Annotated in this window: 20 protein-coding genes and 1 pseudogene; 5 read left to right on the top strand and 16 right to left on the bottom strand. The window is 54.6% G+C overall.

Translation table 11 applies throughout. The features are described 5' to 3' along the window. Window positions 1–54: 54 nt before the first annotated feature. The 7 genes from AC0V6Z_RS09210 to AC0V6Z_RS09240 all read right to left on the bottom strand — a co-directional run bounded on the left by AC0V6Z_RS09210 (window position 55) and on the right by AC0V6Z_RS09240 (window position 3,919). Window positions 55–519 carry a transferrin-binding protein-like solute binding protein gene (locus AC0V6Z_RS09210; protein ID WP_472638224.1) on the bottom strand — a complete coding sequence of 155 codons (465 nt, stop codon included), beginning with the start codon at window positions 517–519 and terminating at the stop codon, window positions 55–57. Beyond that, complete coding sequence (locus AC0V6Z_RS09215) at window positions 434–1,129, bottom strand: transferrin-binding protein-like solute binding protein (RefSeq protein WP_472638225.1); 696 nt, start codon at window positions 1,127–1,129, stop codon at window positions 434–436. Before AC0V6Z_RS09215 ends, AC0V6Z_RS09210 begins: the two co-directional genes overlap by 86 nt. A gap of 65 nt (window positions 1,130–1,194) precedes the next feature. Continuing rightward, entirely contained in the window at window positions 1,195–1,539 is a 345-nt protein-coding gene (locus tag AC0V6Z_RS09220) for a hypothetical protein (protein ID WP_472638226.1), read from the bottom strand. Continuing rightward, window positions 1,520–2,578 carry a hypothetical protein gene (locus AC0V6Z_RS09225; RefSeq protein ID WP_472638227.1) on the bottom strand — a complete coding sequence of 353 codons (1,059 nt, stop codon included), beginning with the start codon at window positions 2,576–2,578 and terminating at the stop codon, window positions 1,520–1,522. Before AC0V6Z_RS09225 ends, AC0V6Z_RS09220 begins: the two co-directional genes overlap by 20 nt. Window positions 2,579–2,606: 28 nt before the next feature. Next, window positions 2,607–2,888: a hypothetical protein gene (locus AC0V6Z_RS09230; protein ID WP_472638228.1), complete on the bottom strand. Its 282-nt coding sequence runs from the start codon at window positions 2,886–2,888 to the stop codon at window positions 2,607–2,609. Next, window positions 2,875–3,570 (bottom strand): surface lipoprotein assembly modifier, encoded by a 696-nt coding sequence (locus tag AC0V6Z_RS09235; protein ID WP_472638229.1) that lies wholly within the window; start codon window positions 3,568–3,570, stop codon window positions 2,875–2,877. Before AC0V6Z_RS09235 ends, AC0V6Z_RS09230 begins: the two co-directional genes overlap by 14 nt. Further along, window positions 3,512–3,919, bottom strand: a complete 408-nt coding sequence (locus AC0V6Z_RS09240) for a tetratricopeptide repeat protein (protein WP_472638230.1) — start codon at window positions 3,917–3,919, stop codon at window positions 3,512–3,514. The genes AC0V6Z_RS09235 and AC0V6Z_RS09240 overlap by 59 nt, the downstream gene beginning before the upstream one ends. A 447-nt stretch (window positions 3,920–4,366) precedes the next feature. Here AC0V6Z_RS09240 and AC0V6Z_RS09245 point away from each other — a divergent pair. Next, a pseudogene (locus tag AC0V6Z_RS09245) lies at window positions 4,367–4,567 on the top strand (IS6 family transposase); the annotation flags it as partial. Here the strand turns inward: AC0V6Z_RS09245 and AC0V6Z_RS09250 are convergent. The 7 genes from AC0V6Z_RS09250 to AC0V6Z_RS09280 form a co-directional block, all read right to left on the bottom strand. Then, window positions 4,530–4,889 carry a hypothetical protein gene (locus tag AC0V6Z_RS09250; RefSeq protein ID WP_486176514.1) on the bottom strand — a complete coding sequence of 120 codons (360 nt, stop codon included), beginning with the start codon at window positions 4,887–4,889 and terminating at the stop codon, window positions 4,530–4,532. The pseudogene AC0V6Z_RS09245 and the gene AC0V6Z_RS09250 sit on opposite strands and share 38 nt — an antisense overlap. A 203-nt stretch (window positions 4,890–5,092) precedes the next feature. Beyond that, window positions 5,093–6,007 carry a metal-dependent hydrolase gene (locus AC0V6Z_RS09255; protein WP_486176470.1) on the bottom strand — a complete coding sequence of 305 codons (915 nt, stop codon included), beginning with the start codon at window positions 6,005–6,007 and terminating at the stop codon, window positions 5,093–5,095. A 117-nt stretch (window positions 6,008–6,124) separates the two neighbouring features. Further along, complete coding sequence (locus tag AC0V6Z_RS09260) at window positions 6,125–8,878, bottom strand: winged helix-turn-helix domain-containing protein (RefSeq protein ID WP_472638232.1); 2,754 nt, start codon at window positions 8,876–8,878, stop codon at window positions 6,125–6,127. Between the two features lie 79 nt (window positions 8,879–8,957). After that, entirely contained in the window at window positions 8,958–9,413 is a 456-nt protein-coding gene (locus AC0V6Z_RS09265; RefSeq protein WP_486176471.1) for a styrene oxide isomerase, read from the bottom strand. 53 nt (window positions 9,414–9,466) lie between these two features. Continuing rightward, on the bottom strand, window positions 9,467–9,799 hold the full coding sequence (locus tag AC0V6Z_RS09270; RefSeq protein WP_472640882.1) for a 2Fe-2S iron-sulfur cluster-binding protein: 333 nt from the start codon (window positions 9,797–9,799) through the stop codon (window positions 9,467–9,469). Between the two features lie 25 nt (window positions 9,800–9,824). Further along, window positions 9,825–10,001 carry an OmpW family outer membrane protein gene (locus tag AC0V6Z_RS09275; RefSeq protein ID WP_472638234.1) on the bottom strand — a complete coding sequence of 59 codons (177 nt, stop codon included), beginning with the start codon at window positions 9,999–10,001 and terminating at the stop codon, window positions 9,825–9,827. Between the two features lie 19 nt (window positions 10,002–10,020). After that, entirely contained in the window at window positions 10,021–10,521 is a 501-nt protein-coding gene (locus AC0V6Z_RS09280; RefSeq protein WP_472638235.1) for an OmpW/AlkL family protein, read from the bottom strand. 233 nt (window positions 10,522–10,754) lie between these two features. Between AC0V6Z_RS09280 and AC0V6Z_RS09285 the strand changes: the two genes are divergently transcribed. The 4 genes from AC0V6Z_RS09285 to AC0V6Z_RS09300 are packed head-to-tail and all read left to right on the top strand — an operon-like array spanning window position 10,755 to window position 13,668. Beyond that, on the top strand, window positions 10,755–12,362 hold the full coding sequence (locus AC0V6Z_RS09285) for a class I adenylate-forming enzyme family protein (protein WP_472638236.1): 1,608 nt from the start codon (window positions 10,755–10,757) through the stop codon (window positions 12,360–12,362). After that, the gene (locus AC0V6Z_RS09290) at window positions 12,362–12,829 is read left to right on the top strand and encodes a glutathione S-transferase N-terminal domain-containing protein (protein WP_472638237.1); all 468 of its coding nucleotides are present in this window, start codon (window positions 12,362–12,364) and stop codon (window positions 12,827–12,829) included. The genes AC0V6Z_RS09285 and AC0V6Z_RS09290 overlap by 1 nt, the downstream gene beginning before the upstream one ends. Further along, a complete protein-coding gene (locus AC0V6Z_RS09295) occupies window positions 12,822–13,055 on the top strand; it encodes a glutathione S-transferase family protein (protein ID WP_472638238.1) in 234 nt (77 codons plus the stop codon). Before AC0V6Z_RS09290 ends, AC0V6Z_RS09295 begins: the two co-directional genes overlap by 8 nt. Before the next feature lies 1 nt (window position 13,056). Then, complete coding sequence (locus tag AC0V6Z_RS09300) at window positions 13,057–13,668, top strand: 2-hydroxychromene-2-carboxylate isomerase (protein WP_472638239.1); 612 nt, start codon at window positions 13,057–13,059, stop codon at window positions 13,666–13,668. Here AC0V6Z_RS09300 and AC0V6Z_RS09305 read toward each other — a convergent pair. Both AC0V6Z_RS09305 and AC0V6Z_RS09310 read right to left on the bottom strand, forming a co-directional pair. Next, entirely contained in the window at window positions 13,665–13,889 is a 225-nt protein-coding gene (locus AC0V6Z_RS09305; RefSeq protein WP_472640883.1) for a hypothetical protein, read from the bottom strand. The two genes, AC0V6Z_RS09300 and AC0V6Z_RS09305, sit on opposite strands and share 4 nt — an antisense overlap. Before the next feature lie 89 nt (window positions 13,890–13,978). Further along, a complete protein-coding gene (locus AC0V6Z_RS09310) occupies window positions 13,979–14,119 on the bottom strand; it encodes a DDE-type integrase/transposase/recombinase (RefSeq protein ID WP_472638240.1) in 141 nt (46 codons plus the stop codon). Between the last annotated feature and the right edge of the window lie 179 nt (window positions 14,120–14,298).

Consider the following 14,298-nt stretch of genomic DNA (forward strand, 5'->3'; position numbering starts at 1 on the left):
AGGCAATCAAGCTCGTGCATTTACGTAATGCTAAATCGCTATCACCGCCAAAATCTATTGCCTTTTCCCGACAGTCACACCTTCAATGAATGTCCGACCCTCCGGCACATCATCTATGATATCGAACACCGCCCCAAATTCTTCGGCACCAGGGCCAAAGAACGCGCCATTGAGCGACCCAACGTAACTTTCGCTTTGAAGTGCGCTACCGAAGAAACCGTTCGTCGCGATCATCCCGCCGAACAGATAGGTTCCGATCGAAGTGTTCATCGCATCGGCTTGAGACAGTACGAACGTCATATCGAGCGTTCCAGCACCAAAGTCAGCGATCACGCTCGAAGTGCCCGTAATCTCTCCTTGATAGCCAGTTGGAGCGACTTCTCCGATGGCGAACACCACGCCGTCATACGTCCCTGTTCCCGCCTGCGGCAGGCTAGGCAGTCGGCGTTTGCACCCCGAAAACGCCCTGTGTTTGCCCGGCCAAATTACCAGCGGGGGATTGCAAACCGATCTGCGCAAAAGACGTATACGTCAATGCGATGGTCGTGTTCTCATCCCCGGGGTTAAGAATTCGGTCGGTCACACCGGGCTCGCCCGCGCGGTTGTAGACCGAAAAGGTATCGTCAGATTGGGCAGCATCTAAATCGGCCGACGAGAGCGTGATCCTGAATTCGGAAGGCGAGTCCGGATTAACCGCGATCTCATACGTGCCAGCGGTCGGATCAAAGCGCACATCATCGCCGCGCGGCAATCCGCCGCCGGTCGTGAACAGTGCGTAGGCTTCGACCGGTTCGGTCGCCCCGGCAAGCGTTTGGCCGCCGGTCAGCGCATCGTCTTCTGCGCCGATGAAAGTGCCAACAACGCTACCGTTGTCGTCTGAGGCGGTGAACGTCCCACCGGCCTCCTCTGCCGCTGGGCCGAAGAATGAACCATCGAATGTGCCGGTGTAATTGCCCAATCCATCGAACGACAAGCTGCCGCCAAACGAATTAATCCCCGATGCAATGGTCCCGGTTCCGGCCAAAGCCGCCGTCACGCTTTGTGACGGGACTCCAGATAAGAAGATGTTTTCTGATATGTCGAGGCCACCGCTAAGGTCAATCGTGCCTGTTTCGAAGTCTGCGCGCAAAACGCCTGTGCCAGTGATTAGCAGGTCGGCGTTGAAATCAGGGTCTACCCCGCTTCCCGCAAACCTCAGAGCATAGTCAGCGCTCCCTGTGGTTGGGAGATCGCCAGCTGGAGTTTCGAAACCGTAGATGAAAAACGAATGGCGCGACAGCCGGCTGTCTGGTCGTCAGGCGCAAAAAGCTTCCAGCCCGAGGCATTCACATATGTCAGGCGATCGGATTCAATGCTGGCAGAATCGCTTGGCCCCAGATTGAGAAAGCCGAACTGCGGGTCGAGCAGAGCATCGACCCCGTCGCCGACGAAAAAGAACCTGCCCGATGCAGCGTCAAATCTAACTGTGAGACGGCTATCAGCGGTTCCGATCGAATCGAAATCAAAGAAACCGTTCTGGCTAAGCACGATCCGTTGCATTGAACGATAGCACAGCTTCCGATGCCGCGAACGTTTGACTATTGTCGAGCGGCGGATCGGTATCATTGAACTGGGTGTTGGGCGGAGTTACCTCCTGGCGACCCATGATCGTACCGGTCGCAACACGCTCTGTCCCGGTATCGACGACAGAGAACGCGCCTCCAATCTCCTCAGCGGCAGGACCGAACAGACGCCCTGCGATCGCGCCATCGAACTGGCCAAAATCGCTCAAGGTGAAAGTTCCAGTAAACTCTCCGGTCGTCGCTGACAGGCTCGCCAGACCGCTGAATGCGCTGCCGGGGCCAAGATTGGGTGCGAGCGTCAGGCTGCCGAGAATAACGAGGCTACCCGAGGCGAAATCGATCGACGCCACTCCGTTGCCACCGAGAGGGGATACATTCTCCCCGATCGTAATCGCCCCTATCAGATCTACGGCATAGTCAGCCGATCCGGTCCTGGGCACGTCTGCATCGGGCGTTTCCACGCCATAGACGATCGAATCGATCCTGCCCGATCCTGATGTTGCGTCCGTGGTTGTCGACTGCCAGAACGCGCTGCCGACATATTGATACGTGATCGGGCCAGATGTGCCGGGCCGCGTTAACGTAAGCGTATCGGTCGTGTCTCCATTGGTGATGGAATACACGACGACAGTATCGCTGCTTTGCGAGTCATCGATATCGCTGGCGACAAATGTGATCGTGCCACCGGGCGTTTCGAGCGTGTAGGCTTGCGTGTCCGCGTCATAAATGATGCTCGCGGTGATCGCGCCTTGTGATGTGGTAACAGTGGTGGCGTCAGCGGCCAGTGATGCAGAGGCCGCAACATTGGTGAAGTCTTCGCTCAGCAATGTGCCGGTGAGATCACCATTGGCATCGCTAGGTGGCGGCGCTGGAGCCGGTGCAGGCGCTGGGCTGCCTCCTCCACCCGTCGGCGGCGGCGTTGGCGTGCTCGAAACGCCTCCACCACCACCACATGCAGACACAGCAAAAGCGAGCCCGCTCGCAAACGAGCAGAGCAAAATTTTTTTCGATTTCATAATGCGGCCCAACTCCCCCAAATCAGAATCAGAACGCTAATACAAAACCAAGCTCGGTGGCAACCCTTTGAAAATCGTTAACTCCAACACTGGAGCGATTGTCCTCGAACCGCACTCGGGCAACGGGCGCGAAAGGACCAATGCGCAGATTTCGGAACGTGCCCGAAAGGCCCAGTGTAACGCGATCATCGACTCGCCTTTCTGGGAACAGCAGCAGTCTCTCGTCGAACTCCAGCAGATTGTAGCCAGCGCTGGCTACAACTGTGATCTCGCCAAATTCGCGGAAAGCATAAATATCAATGCCGAGCATCCACGCTCGAAAATCCGGGGTCGTTGGCAATTGCGCGCGCGCCCGACACGCGAATCCCACCCCCTGATTTTGTAGAGAAAGCGCGGTCGACCCCTGCTGCAAGGTTAAACCTTTCGGCTGACCGAAGATCGTTAAAGCGGTCATCCGAGCGTACGTAGGCCGCATCGACCCGCAGTTGTGCTCGTTTTGCCAGTACGTGGCGATAATCTGCAGTCGCGCCATAGGCGAACGTAAAAGGGCGCGTGCCAAACCAGCGCCATGATGTGGTTGCATTCACGCGAATACGGTCGGTCCCGGAACGAAATTCTGGTCCTGCCTGGAGCGCTACAATGTAGTCGTCGAATTCGGATTCACGGTACAGCCGCCCGCGCGCATTGGCGGTGATATTGAGGCTGGTCGTTCGTGAAACGGCTTGTCGATATTGAGCCTGGCCTTGGAGGGCGAGGCCTACTCCTGATGTCTCCTGAGCGTCATCGGAGAGTGTGAAGTCACCGATCACTGTCTCGAGCGAATCCGATCGTGTGGCACGGTTGATATTGCTGTCAGGGGCCAGCGCGACTTCGAAATTCAGGCTAAACGGCTTCGCTGCATTCATCGATGACGCGAAGAAACGCACAGCGCGTTCAACATCTGGCGGCAGGCCGAGCGGCTTGCGCAGCCCGCAGTTCGCGCTCGGCCTCACGCAGATTTCCCATCATTATTTGCACCCGCGCCAATTCGAGGCGGACGCGCGCAACATCGGGTTGTTCGTCCAAAATCTCGCGAAGCAGGATTGCTGCGCCTTGTGGGTTGTCGAGGTCATCAGCGAGCATCATTGCCAGCCGAAAGCGGGCTTCGTTACGCAGCTCTAGCGGACTGTTTGCGATCAGGGCTCGATACGCATTCTCTGCGGTTTCGTAGTTTCCAGCGGCGCGCGCCTTGTCGGCAAAATCGAACAACTCTGCTGGTGTGAGGGAGACGGACGGTGGTGGTTCTGCGTCCGTGCTCGGCTCGGCAACTTGAGCCTGTGCAACATTCGTAGCGCTCAACATTGCCGCTGAGCACACAAGTCGTGCCGTCAGAGAAATGCGATTATTCATGCGTCCCGTCATCCCTCTAGCATTGAGCGCAGACAAAGCAGTGCTGACATGCATGACGCATGGTCAACTGTGGTGGGCGCGGCAGGGATTGAACTTGCAACCCCACCCGTGTGAAGCGTGTGATCAACCACTTAGCTAGGCGCCCGCCTGATCGTGCTTTCTGTCTGCGACCAACACAAAGACGGCCGAATAGTGATCGTACTGTTTCTTTGCAAGCGCGGCTTTGCAGACGCCAGACGCGATTGCAGCAGCAACGATTGCAAGGCAGGGTCTTGTCAGACGGTCTTGTCAGATTAAACGTACCTGATTGAAGTTTAGGGTCGATTGGGTAGGGCGGTTTGATGCCCAGACGCAAGAAGCTTAGCCGGTCCATTTCGCTATTTCAAGACATCTCCGGAAGTGATCCGCATTGCGGTGTTGATGTATGTGCGTTTTCCTCTGTCGCTTAGGAATATCGAAGATCTTCTGGCTCAGCACGGGATCGATATCACTCACGAAACTGTCCGTTTCTGGTGGAACCGGTTTGGGCCGCTGTTTGCAGCGGACATCAAAAGGCAGCGGATCAATCGTATGCGAGGCTTTCGTCATTGGCGCTGGCATCCTCGAAGTTGCCCGATGTGTTTGATAACACAACCGAATGATAATACTCCTCGCTGCGAGGGCTATCAACAACGATTGGCGCCGTGGTAGGATCTGGGAAGAGCGGGTTTTGCAATCCATCTTCCACCGGGCTTCGCATCTGGCCTGTCGTCATATGCATCATCCAGTTATGCGACCATCTTTGTGATGCATAACCGGCCCGATCACTGTAATATCGCGCGCTGGAACTGTTGTAGCTGCGGACAAGCGAGAGCCCATTCGGAAACGCACCTTGACCAATCTGAAGATCGACGGTTTCCATTTTGTAGGCCCCCGGTCCCATATCCACATCTCCAGGGCTTCTGCTCTCAATACTGGGGGGTGGATCGGGTTGAGCTACAATCTGCTGGCCTTGAGCAAAAGCAGGCGAAACAGAAGCCAGACAAACAGGAACCGCCAGACTGGCTACACCCAGCTTTAATGGCGGGGGAAACACATTAAGAGATTTCGATGCGATCAGACTAAACGAACTCGTCTAAATCCGTGTCAAGCGAAGCCTGTGATTTCGCGCATTTTCTTGCGGTCAATCTTCAACGGATCGCCGCCCCTCCGCGTGAATCGACGCCATGCGATGGCGATCTTGTTCTGCTTTGTCGTCGCCAGCGGATGCTGACGCGGGTGATATTTCGATGAGAATGTAGGCAGCGAATAGCGCACCATTTTTGCAAAGGTCGAAAACAGGAACCACATCGACTTGGTCGCGCGCCACGGATTGCGCATCAGACCCTCAGCGCGGCACATTACCGTATAGGCCAGCAGGACCTCTTTGGCGATATGCAACAGCGCCTTGAGGATCATCCACTTGCGATACCACTCATGTTCGCCAAACATATGCTTGTAGACTTCGAAAGCCACTGCGCCATGCTCGACTTCCTCGACCTGATGCCACACCCACATCGCTTTCACTACCGGATCGGAGTCGCTCATCCATTTTTCATAATTAGCCAGAACAATCATTCCAGCTAGGAACGTGAAGGTCTCGTATCCAGCGGTGAAGCCAACCAGTTCCTTTAGGGAATGGCTCTTTGCCATCGCCATGAACTCACGCTTGTTACGCTGCTCGATCTCGCCGATCTTTGGGTAACGCTCCGCCATCAGCCGATTGAACTCGATGAAATTGCGCGCGTGATGGGCCTCTTGTCCGGTTATCGCCTTCATGTCTTCGACCAGATCAAGGTCGGCAACATACTTGCGCGAGGTGTTCATCGTTTTGACAAGATAGCGCTCAAAATAGGGCACATGGACGCTGAACGCATTCAGAAAGACGCCGAACTCCGGGCAAGAACGGCTCCACATTATTGACTCGGCTGACAATTCATCTGCACCGAAATCAAGGTTGCGGATTGGAATATTATCCATTGGGTGTTCGAATTCGTGTTCAGTCACTGCCGCTGTTGCCATCGTGGCTCTCCTCTCAGGCATCGCCGACTCATTTGAATAGGCACGCCTTTCTCACAGCTACCTACATACACCAAATTGCGATGTTCGTCGCTAGACTAAAGTATGGGATGTGGGGAGTCAGGGTTGGATGATCTTGTTTTGCCGGGCTCTGGCGATCGCGGCCGATCGGTTTTTGACGCCCAGTTTGCCGTATATGTTGCTGAGATGCCATTTGACTGTGGGCAGTGACAACAGCAGCATGTCGGCGAGCTCGCTATTGCTCTTTCCTTCCGCAAGCAGGTTTACAAGCTCCAGCTCGCGCGGTGTTAGCTCTTGGATAGCAGTCGGATCGGTGCCCGCTGAACTTGACGCTATTTCGATTGCTGTGTCTCCGCGCAGCATGGCCAAAACATGCCTCTCGAAACCAATCTGTTGAGACAGGAATTGGCTGTCGCTTTCACCTCTTCGGTCAGTCACGGCCTTGATCAATTCGTCGATCTGCGGCGACATTTCGAAGAACGGGGCCGCCATGCCGCTGGGCGCGGCCATTGCTGTAGCGTCCGAGAACGTGCGCATGGCCTCGGTCTGGCGCCCGGCGTGCCACATGGCGATCGCACGCAATAGGCCCGGTTCGATTGCTGCCCGCCCCGAATTTGGTTGGCGGCTACCCGCCGTCAATTCCATCAGCATCCCAAGTGCATTGGAGCATTCGCCCCGTGCAATGGCAAGACGGCATCCAGCCATCTGACGATGGCGGGCAAGGATCGGATCAGTCAGATCGATGCCAAAAAGGTTTTCGGGCTCGCTGAACCCCCAGCGCCGTGCGAGCGCTTCATACTCCTCGTCTCGGCCCTCCGTGATCAGAAGTCGAAGCTCTTCCACCGCCAATGCAACGGCAACGCGCGGGACAGTTCGCGCGAGTGCTTCTTCCTGACCGTTCCTGAGGCACACAATTGCATCCCTCATTTTTCCTAAAGCGGCAAGTGCACGAGCTTCGGTCGTGTGCAGTACCCGAACAGGTTCCATCGTGGCGATTCCAGGTAATTGTTCGGAACTTCGGTTGAGGAAATCCATTGCTTGGCCGAATTCACAGCGTTCATAGGCAATGACCGCGTCAAGCACAGCAATCAGCGAACCCGAAAATGACTCCTCACCAATGTCACTTGCAATGTCATCTTGTGCCCGGTCGCGATGTCCCTCCGCTTCTTCCAGGCGGCCCTGCTCCACGCATAACATTGCGCTGATCCAGCATGCCCACACTTTAATATATCTAGAGCTTGCGCGCACGCCGTGGATACTCGCCTTCGCTGCGGCCTCCAATCCGCCTTCCGGGTCTCGTCCTGGGATGCAGGAATAGGCAATGACATTGTAAAGCGCACCCAGGTGAATATCGGTCGCATCAGGCCAGCGATCGAGTGCAACCATTGCATAGTCACGTGCTTCTTCTGTGCGATCTCCACTGGCCAGTGAAATGGCAATTATGACATCGGCCAAGCACAGTGCCTCGTCCTTTTCACCCTCCGACAGGTGCCAGCCCGCCATATCATCGCTTGCAAGCCGCGCCTTCACTTGCTCGGCGATAGCCATACCTGCATCCGATGAACGCGCAAAGGTGAGCGACCAGGCGTGGTTGAGCATTATAAGAGGATGGTGTGAGTGATAACGTTCGGGCAAGCGCCTCATCCAGTCAAGGACAGTGCGATGATCCCCAAGCCGCTGAGCGACATGAGTGGAATATTGAGCGATCAGGCCAGCGGCGTCTTCATACCGCTTGGCCATGAGTTGATACTGGATCGCTTCGGTGAGCAAGCCCTCGCGCTGGAACCATTCGCTTGCATGGGTGCAAACATGGCCAAAGGCGTCTGCTCCACGTTTGTGAAGTTGTGCTGTGAGGAAATCGGAAAACAGGTGGTGAAAGCGGAACCAATGGCCGTTTTCGTCCAACGTTACAAAAAACAGATTTTCGCGTTCAATCCGATTGATAAGAGCATCAACATCGCTCAATCCAGAGACATGCGCGCAAAGATCTGCATTCATGCGTTTGAGCGGGCCAGTGCTTATCAGGAACTTTTGCAGTTCGGGATCAAGCGAATGGAAGACACCTTCCATAAGATAGGTCGCAAGTTCCGCATTTGCGCCAGAGAAACGATCAACCAGATTAGCAGCATGATCGGGCTGTTTGGCGATGGCAAGGGCCGCGAGCTGCAAACCCGCAACCCAGCCTTCCGTGGTATCCAACAGTTTTCTATTCGTTTCCGGACGCAAAGTCAGCTCGAATGATTTGGCGAGCATTGTCGCTGTTTCATCGTGGTCAAAATTTAACGCCTGCTGATCCAAACGCAGCAACCTGCCTTCCAACGCTAAACGGCTGAGGTGCAGATCGGGATGGGTTCGGCTCGCAATCACCAGACGCACATTAGATGGCAGGGCGGCCATTAGTCGCTGCATTCCGCCCAGAATCGCGGGGTCGGAAATATGCTGGAAGTCGTCGAGAAAGATGAGCGCATCATGTGTGATCGTGCTGACACCTTCGCACAAGATCTGGAACATCGCATCAGGCCGTGCACTTTGCGGGCCGCTAAGGCTGCCTTGCATTTTCATGGTCAGTGCTGGCTCGATAACTTCAAGCGCTGCGGCCAGATAGGTCAGAAATGCAGCGGGATCATCGTCTTCTGTCTCGATTGTAAGCCAGCAGCATTTGCTACCTTTTTCAACCGCGCGGAGGAACAACTGTCCCATCAGAAGCGACTTGCCCGAGCCAGCAGCACCGACGATTTCGATCACTTGCGCAGGATCGGTCTTCGCAAAGACCCGCTCAATCAAGCGCTCTCGATCAATACTTCGCGTGGGGGGAACAAGCGGACTGAGCTTGGTCTCTATAAGACCTTTCATAATCTGCCAGACGCGCTCTTTCGGCATTGATCGTGATTGCCTCTCAGAGTTTTGGAGCAGTTACATAAATCTTCATGTCCTAGTCATCCCGGCCGACGACGCCCCTAAGCATAACAATTACGATAATCATGAGCACGAAAGCAAAGATGAAAGCCGGACCGAAAGCCACAACGCCCGCCCAATTGCCTTCACCAACCGGGTTGTCGCTCAGCGAAAGTCCGCGGTTGGGCGCGAGAATACCAAAGATGTAGAACGCTGCGTTACCCCAAACCGTCGCAATCGTGCCGTAGCAGATGAACTTGTGCGCCTTGTTGGTCAGTTCAAGCTTTACCATCAGTAGCGCAAACAAGATCGCCATCAATCCATTCATAATGTTCCCGACATGCACGGCGCGCCATTGCGCCGGTGTACCCGGTATCTGATAATCAATCATAATCGGGACGGGCGATAGCGAGATAACGCCGAGCACGCTGAACAGCAGACCGAAGCCGCCAATCAGCCCTAGCAGGCAGACGACGAGGCCGTTCTTGATCATGAGGGCCTGATACCGCGTTAACATATCCATTTCTCCCGACTTGCCTGATTGGTTCAGCCTTCGATGACGACCGCCTTTAGTCCATGCAATGCAGATGCAAGTTTGATCTGGCACGACAATCGAACGCACTCAATATCGGGGGCTGCCACAAAACCGAGCATATCCTGCTCCGCCTCATCGACAGGCGGAAGTCTGTCACACCATTCCCGATCAATGGATATCTGGCACGTACCACACGATGCCTCTCCGCCGCAAAGTCCCTGAACACCCTCGACGCCTGCATCTTTGGCAAGGTCTTTAAGGGTTTGCCCCTCCTCACCGACTAGTTCGTGTACCTGCCCGTCTGTGCCGATCAGCGTGATTTCTACGGTTGCTCGCTCGGAAATTTTCTCTCTCCGCCGGTTTGTCTGTTTAGAACTTCTTGCCGACCGTCACCGCAAATATGAACGGATTGATTTTGACATTGTTGATCGGGATATCGCCAATATTGGTGGTACTGACTGTTACATCTGTATCTGCGTCGACATACCATGCAGAGGCATTGAGCAGCCAACCATCAGCAACCTCGATATCAGCGCCGACCTGCAACGCTATGCCAATGGAATCGTCAACATTTACAGTCGATGGGCTTAGCCGCACTTGCATTGAGGGCATCACTGGCCTCCCCGTCGAAAAACAAGGTGTAGTTCAAGCCCACCCCTACATAGGGTTGAAACTTCGATTCTGGCTTTAGTGGGAAATACTGGACCGAAACGATCTCCGGCAGATATTTGCTCGAGCCGATTTCGGGACTTCCTGTCGCCAATGGGACGCCGCCCTCCAGCTCGGCGTTCACGGTGAAGGGCAGTGCAAGGATCGCTTCGATGCCAATATGATCCGCCACCATATAGGTGAAGGTGACGCCCGGCTGAGTGTCGCTTGACAGGGAGCTAACGCGTGAATCCGGCAGTGGAGGCGCTGCGACCACAATCGGATCACTGGTTTCGCTACTCGGTTCGACATGCGCCACGCCGACGCGCACGATCAGATCGCCAGCTTCATGGGCAGACACCGAGACAGGCATAGCCAAACAGGTGCCGACAACCGCAAATATTGCAAAGTTCCGCATAGTCTTCCCCTCCGGTTTTGGCGCAACCGTTCTCGGCGCGCTCTTTAGTTGGCTCTTTCATTGCGCTGTTTTCGAACTGTGCGCCCCATCCCAAAGTATGGGTCGAGATCTCGTCCTGCCAAACACGGTCTGGCAGTTTTTCGATCGCGACTGCGCGCTATTACAGAACAGCACTGGTCAATACGATGTCTCTTGACTAGCACACTTGTCCGGACAAATTTCAGGAGCGCACAATGACGCAAAAGCTTCGACATATTGCGGAACTCGTATCTGATCGGGCGGCCGATCATCCGGGCTTTCCGGTTCTAACCTTTGTCGACATTGGCGAGAACGGTGATTTAATCGATGAAACTCTCGACTTTAAGACGCTTTATGACAACGCCTCGCGTCTGGCCACGTGGATACAAAAAAGCGGCATCCAGCCCGGGCAACGGATCACATTCATTCTCCAGAATCATCCGGAATTCGTCGAAGCTATGGTGGCGGCGGCTCTCACCGGAACGATCTTTGTCCCTCTCGATCCACGCAGCAGGGGCGAGAAACTCGCCTACATGATCAATTCGGTCGAGAGCCCGCTCATCATTGCGGGCGAATACGCTCTTGATGCGCTGGCACAAGTGTCTGGAGCGCTTGATCTTCGGCCTGATATTCTGGTGATTGACGCAAGTATCCAAGAATGCGCCAAGCTGCGCGACCGTCACGGACTTGCAATCCAATCATATGCCGAATGCTTGGCAGAGAGCGATCCTGCCGCCATGCGTTCCGCGGTCATAGACCCTGACGCGGCTATGTTCATGATGTTCACATCGGGCACGACTGGCCTGCCAAAGGCGGTTCAAAGAAGCCATTCGTCTTATATGCGCGGATATCGCGGGCTCGAGGCACTGGGAGTACAGCCACAAGATACGATCTACACGGGTCTGCCCCTTTGCCATATCAACGCGCAAGCCACGTTGATGATGGCCTTGTCTATGCCGCAGCGAGGGGTCTTCAGTCGTCGGTTCACCAAAAGCCGCCTATGGGACATATGCCGCAAATATGATTGCAACGTCTTCACTTTATTGGGTGGGATGATCCCGGAAACCTTTTCCGTTCAAGCAAGCAACAATGATGCGGACAACCCTGTCAGGTTGGTGATCACATCAGGTATGCCGGCCGAATTATGGAACAAGTTTCGTGACCGCTTTAACGTGGAGATCAGCGAAGTCTATGGCAGCACCGAAGGGGGCGGCACGCTCATTAACGCCATGGGGGCTGGGCCGATTGGCTCGATTGGCCGAACCTTTCCCGGTCAGGTTGCCGCAGTGCTTGACGAAAATGACGTTGAATGTCCGCCTGGTAAACCGGGAGAAATCTGCTTTCGGCCAGAGCATGGCGCCCCGGAAGCCGTCACGTATTTTCGAAACAGCGACGCCAGCCACAAGAAGGTTCATAGCGGCTGGTACCGCAGCGGCGATATCGGACACATGGACAAAGATGGATGGTTTTACTTCCACTACCGCAGCGGTGGAGGCATTCGCAGGAATGGTGATTTTGTAAACCCGGCATCAGTCGAGGGGGTTCTCGTCCAGCATCCCCACGTTCTCGATGCTTACGTGTATGGATTTGCGAGCGAAGATACGGTGGCAGGAGAAAAGAAAGTTGTCGCCGCGCTCGTTATGGATGATGCGGGAACACTTGAGAATGTGCAGCGCTGGTGTCTTGAGCAGCTCCAGAAAAATGAAATACCTGAAATTTGGCAACCCCTTCCCACTATCCCAAAAACAGTTTCGGAAAAGCCGATTGAGAGAGAGTGTATTCGCCTGTTGCAGGAAGCCAGTAATATTGAGGAGATTGCTTGATGATTGACCTCTATTTCGCACCAACTCCAAATGGTTGGAAAATCTCTGTCATGTTGGAGGAATGCGGGCTGCCTTATTCGGTTCGCGGTGTGCATATCGGGAAAGGGGAACAATTCTCCGAAGAATTCCTGGCAATCAGTCCGAACAACAAGATTCCCGCCATTGTCGATACTGATCCATCTGATAGCGATGAGCCGATTTCAGTGTTCGAGACGGGGGCTATCTTGGTCTATCTGGCGGAGAAGACGGGGCAGTTTTTGCCAACATCCACGTTAGAGCGAAAATCGGCGCTTGAATGGCTTTTCTGGCAAGTGAGCGGATTAGGGCCTTCGATGGGTCAGCATGGACATTTCAAGCTCTACGCGCCTGATCCGATCGACTATGCGATCTCTCGTTATCGGCGAGAGGTCGAGCGCCTGTTTGGCGTGCTGGAAAGGCGTTTGGCGGATCACGAGTTTCTTGCTTAGCCAGCACTATTCTATTGCCGATATGGCCTGCTTCCCATGGGTTCAGACCTATAAGGCACAAAGCATCGATTTACCGGGTTATGAAAACGCCTTTCGCTGGTATGAAACACTAAAGCAGCGTCCTGCACTGAGGCGCGGAATGGCCGTGGGCCGCGAACAGATCAATCGCCGACCACAGGACGACCCGGCCGCGAATAAGATCCTTTTTGGCAATGAGAGGGCGTAAAATGGCTGCTAGAATCGAATTCTTCTACGACCTTTCTTCGCCATGGACGCGCTTGGCGTTTCACAACATGCGGGCAATCTTGGATGAGACCGGCGCGTCGATAAAGTGGCGTCCATTTCTTGTTGGCGGCGTCTTCAACGCGGTCAATGATGCAGTCTACAAGGGCCGAAACAATCCTGACGATCCCAAGGTGCGCCATGTCTATCAATGGCTCAAACAATGGGCGGATCTAGCAGGTGTGCCGATGAATTTTCCGTCGGAACACCATCCGATCAAGTCAGTGCTGGCAATGCGGGTTTGCTGTGCGCTGGAAGACGATCAGGAAAAGCTTTCCAGCTTCAGCGAGAGCGCATTCGATGCTTATTTCCGCGAACAGAAGAATATCGATGACCCTGCCATTCTAGAGCAAATCGCCGATGAGTGCGGGCTTGATGGAGGCGAGCTGTTGACGCAGGCTACAGAGCAGCGAACAAAGGATCGTCTGCGCAGCAACACCGAGGAAGCGATAAAGCGCGGTGCGTTCGGTTCGCCAACTATCTTCGTGGATACTAAATACCTCTATTTTGGCAACGATCAGCTGCCGTTGGTTCGACAGAGGCTTCGTGGCAGTTAGCCCTTTGGGGGTCTTGTAAGTCTGTCTGTCGATAAGGTGGCGTTCGGTGCTAGAATGGCTGTGGACGTTGGCGTGAATGGAAGAAACTTCTGCAGTGTCCTGGTTTGCCTAGAACGCTGCCTCACCCGTTCTCTCCGTCGAAACGGTAAGTGTGAGTTTCCCGTCCCGTTGTTCTTCCAGCTCCCAATCTCGCCGCGTTCGAGATGGTTCAGTCCGTGCATCGCTGATGGATAGGATTTGAGACCGCCGGTCACGATCGTTTCAGCTTTTCCTTATCGTCTCAATACCTTCTTCAAGAAACGCAAAGCTGCTATTTGTTGCGTTTCTTAGTAACATGGCTCTCGAGCACTTCGCCTTCATACTCGGCCGCTCGCCACGGATAATGCGTCTCACCGCTTATCCTCACGAACATCTCATCGAGTTTGCAGCCCCAATGACAGAAGCCTCGCATGCTATTGATCTGCTGACGCTTAGCGTCGCCAGAAAACAGTGGGCCGAAGCGGCTCTACCCTAGCCTCACGGTCTCAACCGTCGATCAGGTGGTTTTACTTTAACGAGCCCTGTCCACTCTCATCACTTCGATCCGTATAGAGTATGGTCAGCTCAACAAGATAACCTCTATCTCGGTTA

This window comes from Erythrobacter sp. SN6-5 (genome assembly GCF_057364945.1).

What these genes read in the sequence shown, in the direction of transcription:
- AC0V6Z_RS09220 (WP_472638226.1), bottom strand. Translation starts at nt 1,539, where the DNA reads ATGCAACGGATCGTGCTTAGCCAGAACGGTTTCTTTGATTTCGATTCG.
- AC0V6Z_RS09225 (WP_472638227.1), bottom strand. Translation starts at nt 2,578, where the DNA reads ATGAAATCGAAAAAAATTTTGCTCTGCTCGTTTGCGAGCGGGCTCGCT.
- AC0V6Z_RS09230 (WP_472638228.1), bottom strand. Translation starts at nt 2,888, where the DNA reads ATGCTCGGCATTGATATTTATGCTTTCCGCGAATTTGGCGAGATCACA.
- AC0V6Z_RS09240 (WP_472638230.1), bottom strand. Translation starts at nt 3,919, where the DNA reads ATGTTGAGCGCTACGAATGTTGCACAGGCTCAAGTTGCCGAGCCGAGC.
- AC0V6Z_RS09250 (WP_486176514.1), bottom strand. Translation starts at nt 4,889, where the DNA reads ATGGGACCGGGGGCCTACAAAATGGAAACCGTCGATCTTCAGATTGGT.
- AC0V6Z_RS09255 (WP_486176470.1), bottom strand. Translation starts at nt 6,007, where the DNA reads ATGGCAACAGCGGCAGTGACTGAACACGAATTCGAACACCCAATGGAT.
- AC0V6Z_RS09260 (WP_472638232.1), bottom strand. Translation starts at nt 8,878, where the DNA reads ATGAAAGGTCTTATAGAGACCAAGCTCAGTCCGCTTGTTCCCCCCACG.
- AC0V6Z_RS09265 (WP_486176471.1), bottom strand. Translation starts at nt 9,413, where the DNA reads ATGATCAAGAACGGCCTCGTCGTCTGCCTGCTAGGGCTGATTGGCGGC.
- AC0V6Z_RS09280 (WP_472638235.1), bottom strand. Translation starts at nt 10,521, where the DNA reads ATGCGGAACTTTGCAATATTTGCGGTTGTCGGCACCTGTTTGGCTATG.
- AC0V6Z_RS09285 (WP_472638236.1), top strand. Translation starts at nt 10,755, where the DNA reads ATGACGCAAAAGCTTCGACATATTGCGGAACTCGTATCTGATCGGGCG.
- AC0V6Z_RS09290 (WP_472638237.1), top strand. Translation starts at nt 12,362, where the DNA reads ATGATTGACCTCTATTTCGCACCAACTCCAAATGGTTGGAAAATCTCT.
- AC0V6Z_RS09300 (WP_472638239.1), top strand. Translation starts at nt 13,057, where the DNA reads ATGGCTGCTAGAATCGAATTCTTCTACGACCTTTCTTCGCCATGGACG.
- AC0V6Z_RS09305 (WP_472640883.1), bottom strand. Translation starts at nt 13,889, where the DNA reads ATGCACGGACTGAACCATCTCGAACGCGGCGAGATTGGGAGCTGGAAG.
- AC0V6Z_RS09310 (WP_472638240.1), bottom strand. Translation starts at nt 14,119, where the DNA reads ATGCGAGGCTTCTGTCATTGGGGCTGCAAACTCGATGAGATGTTCGTG.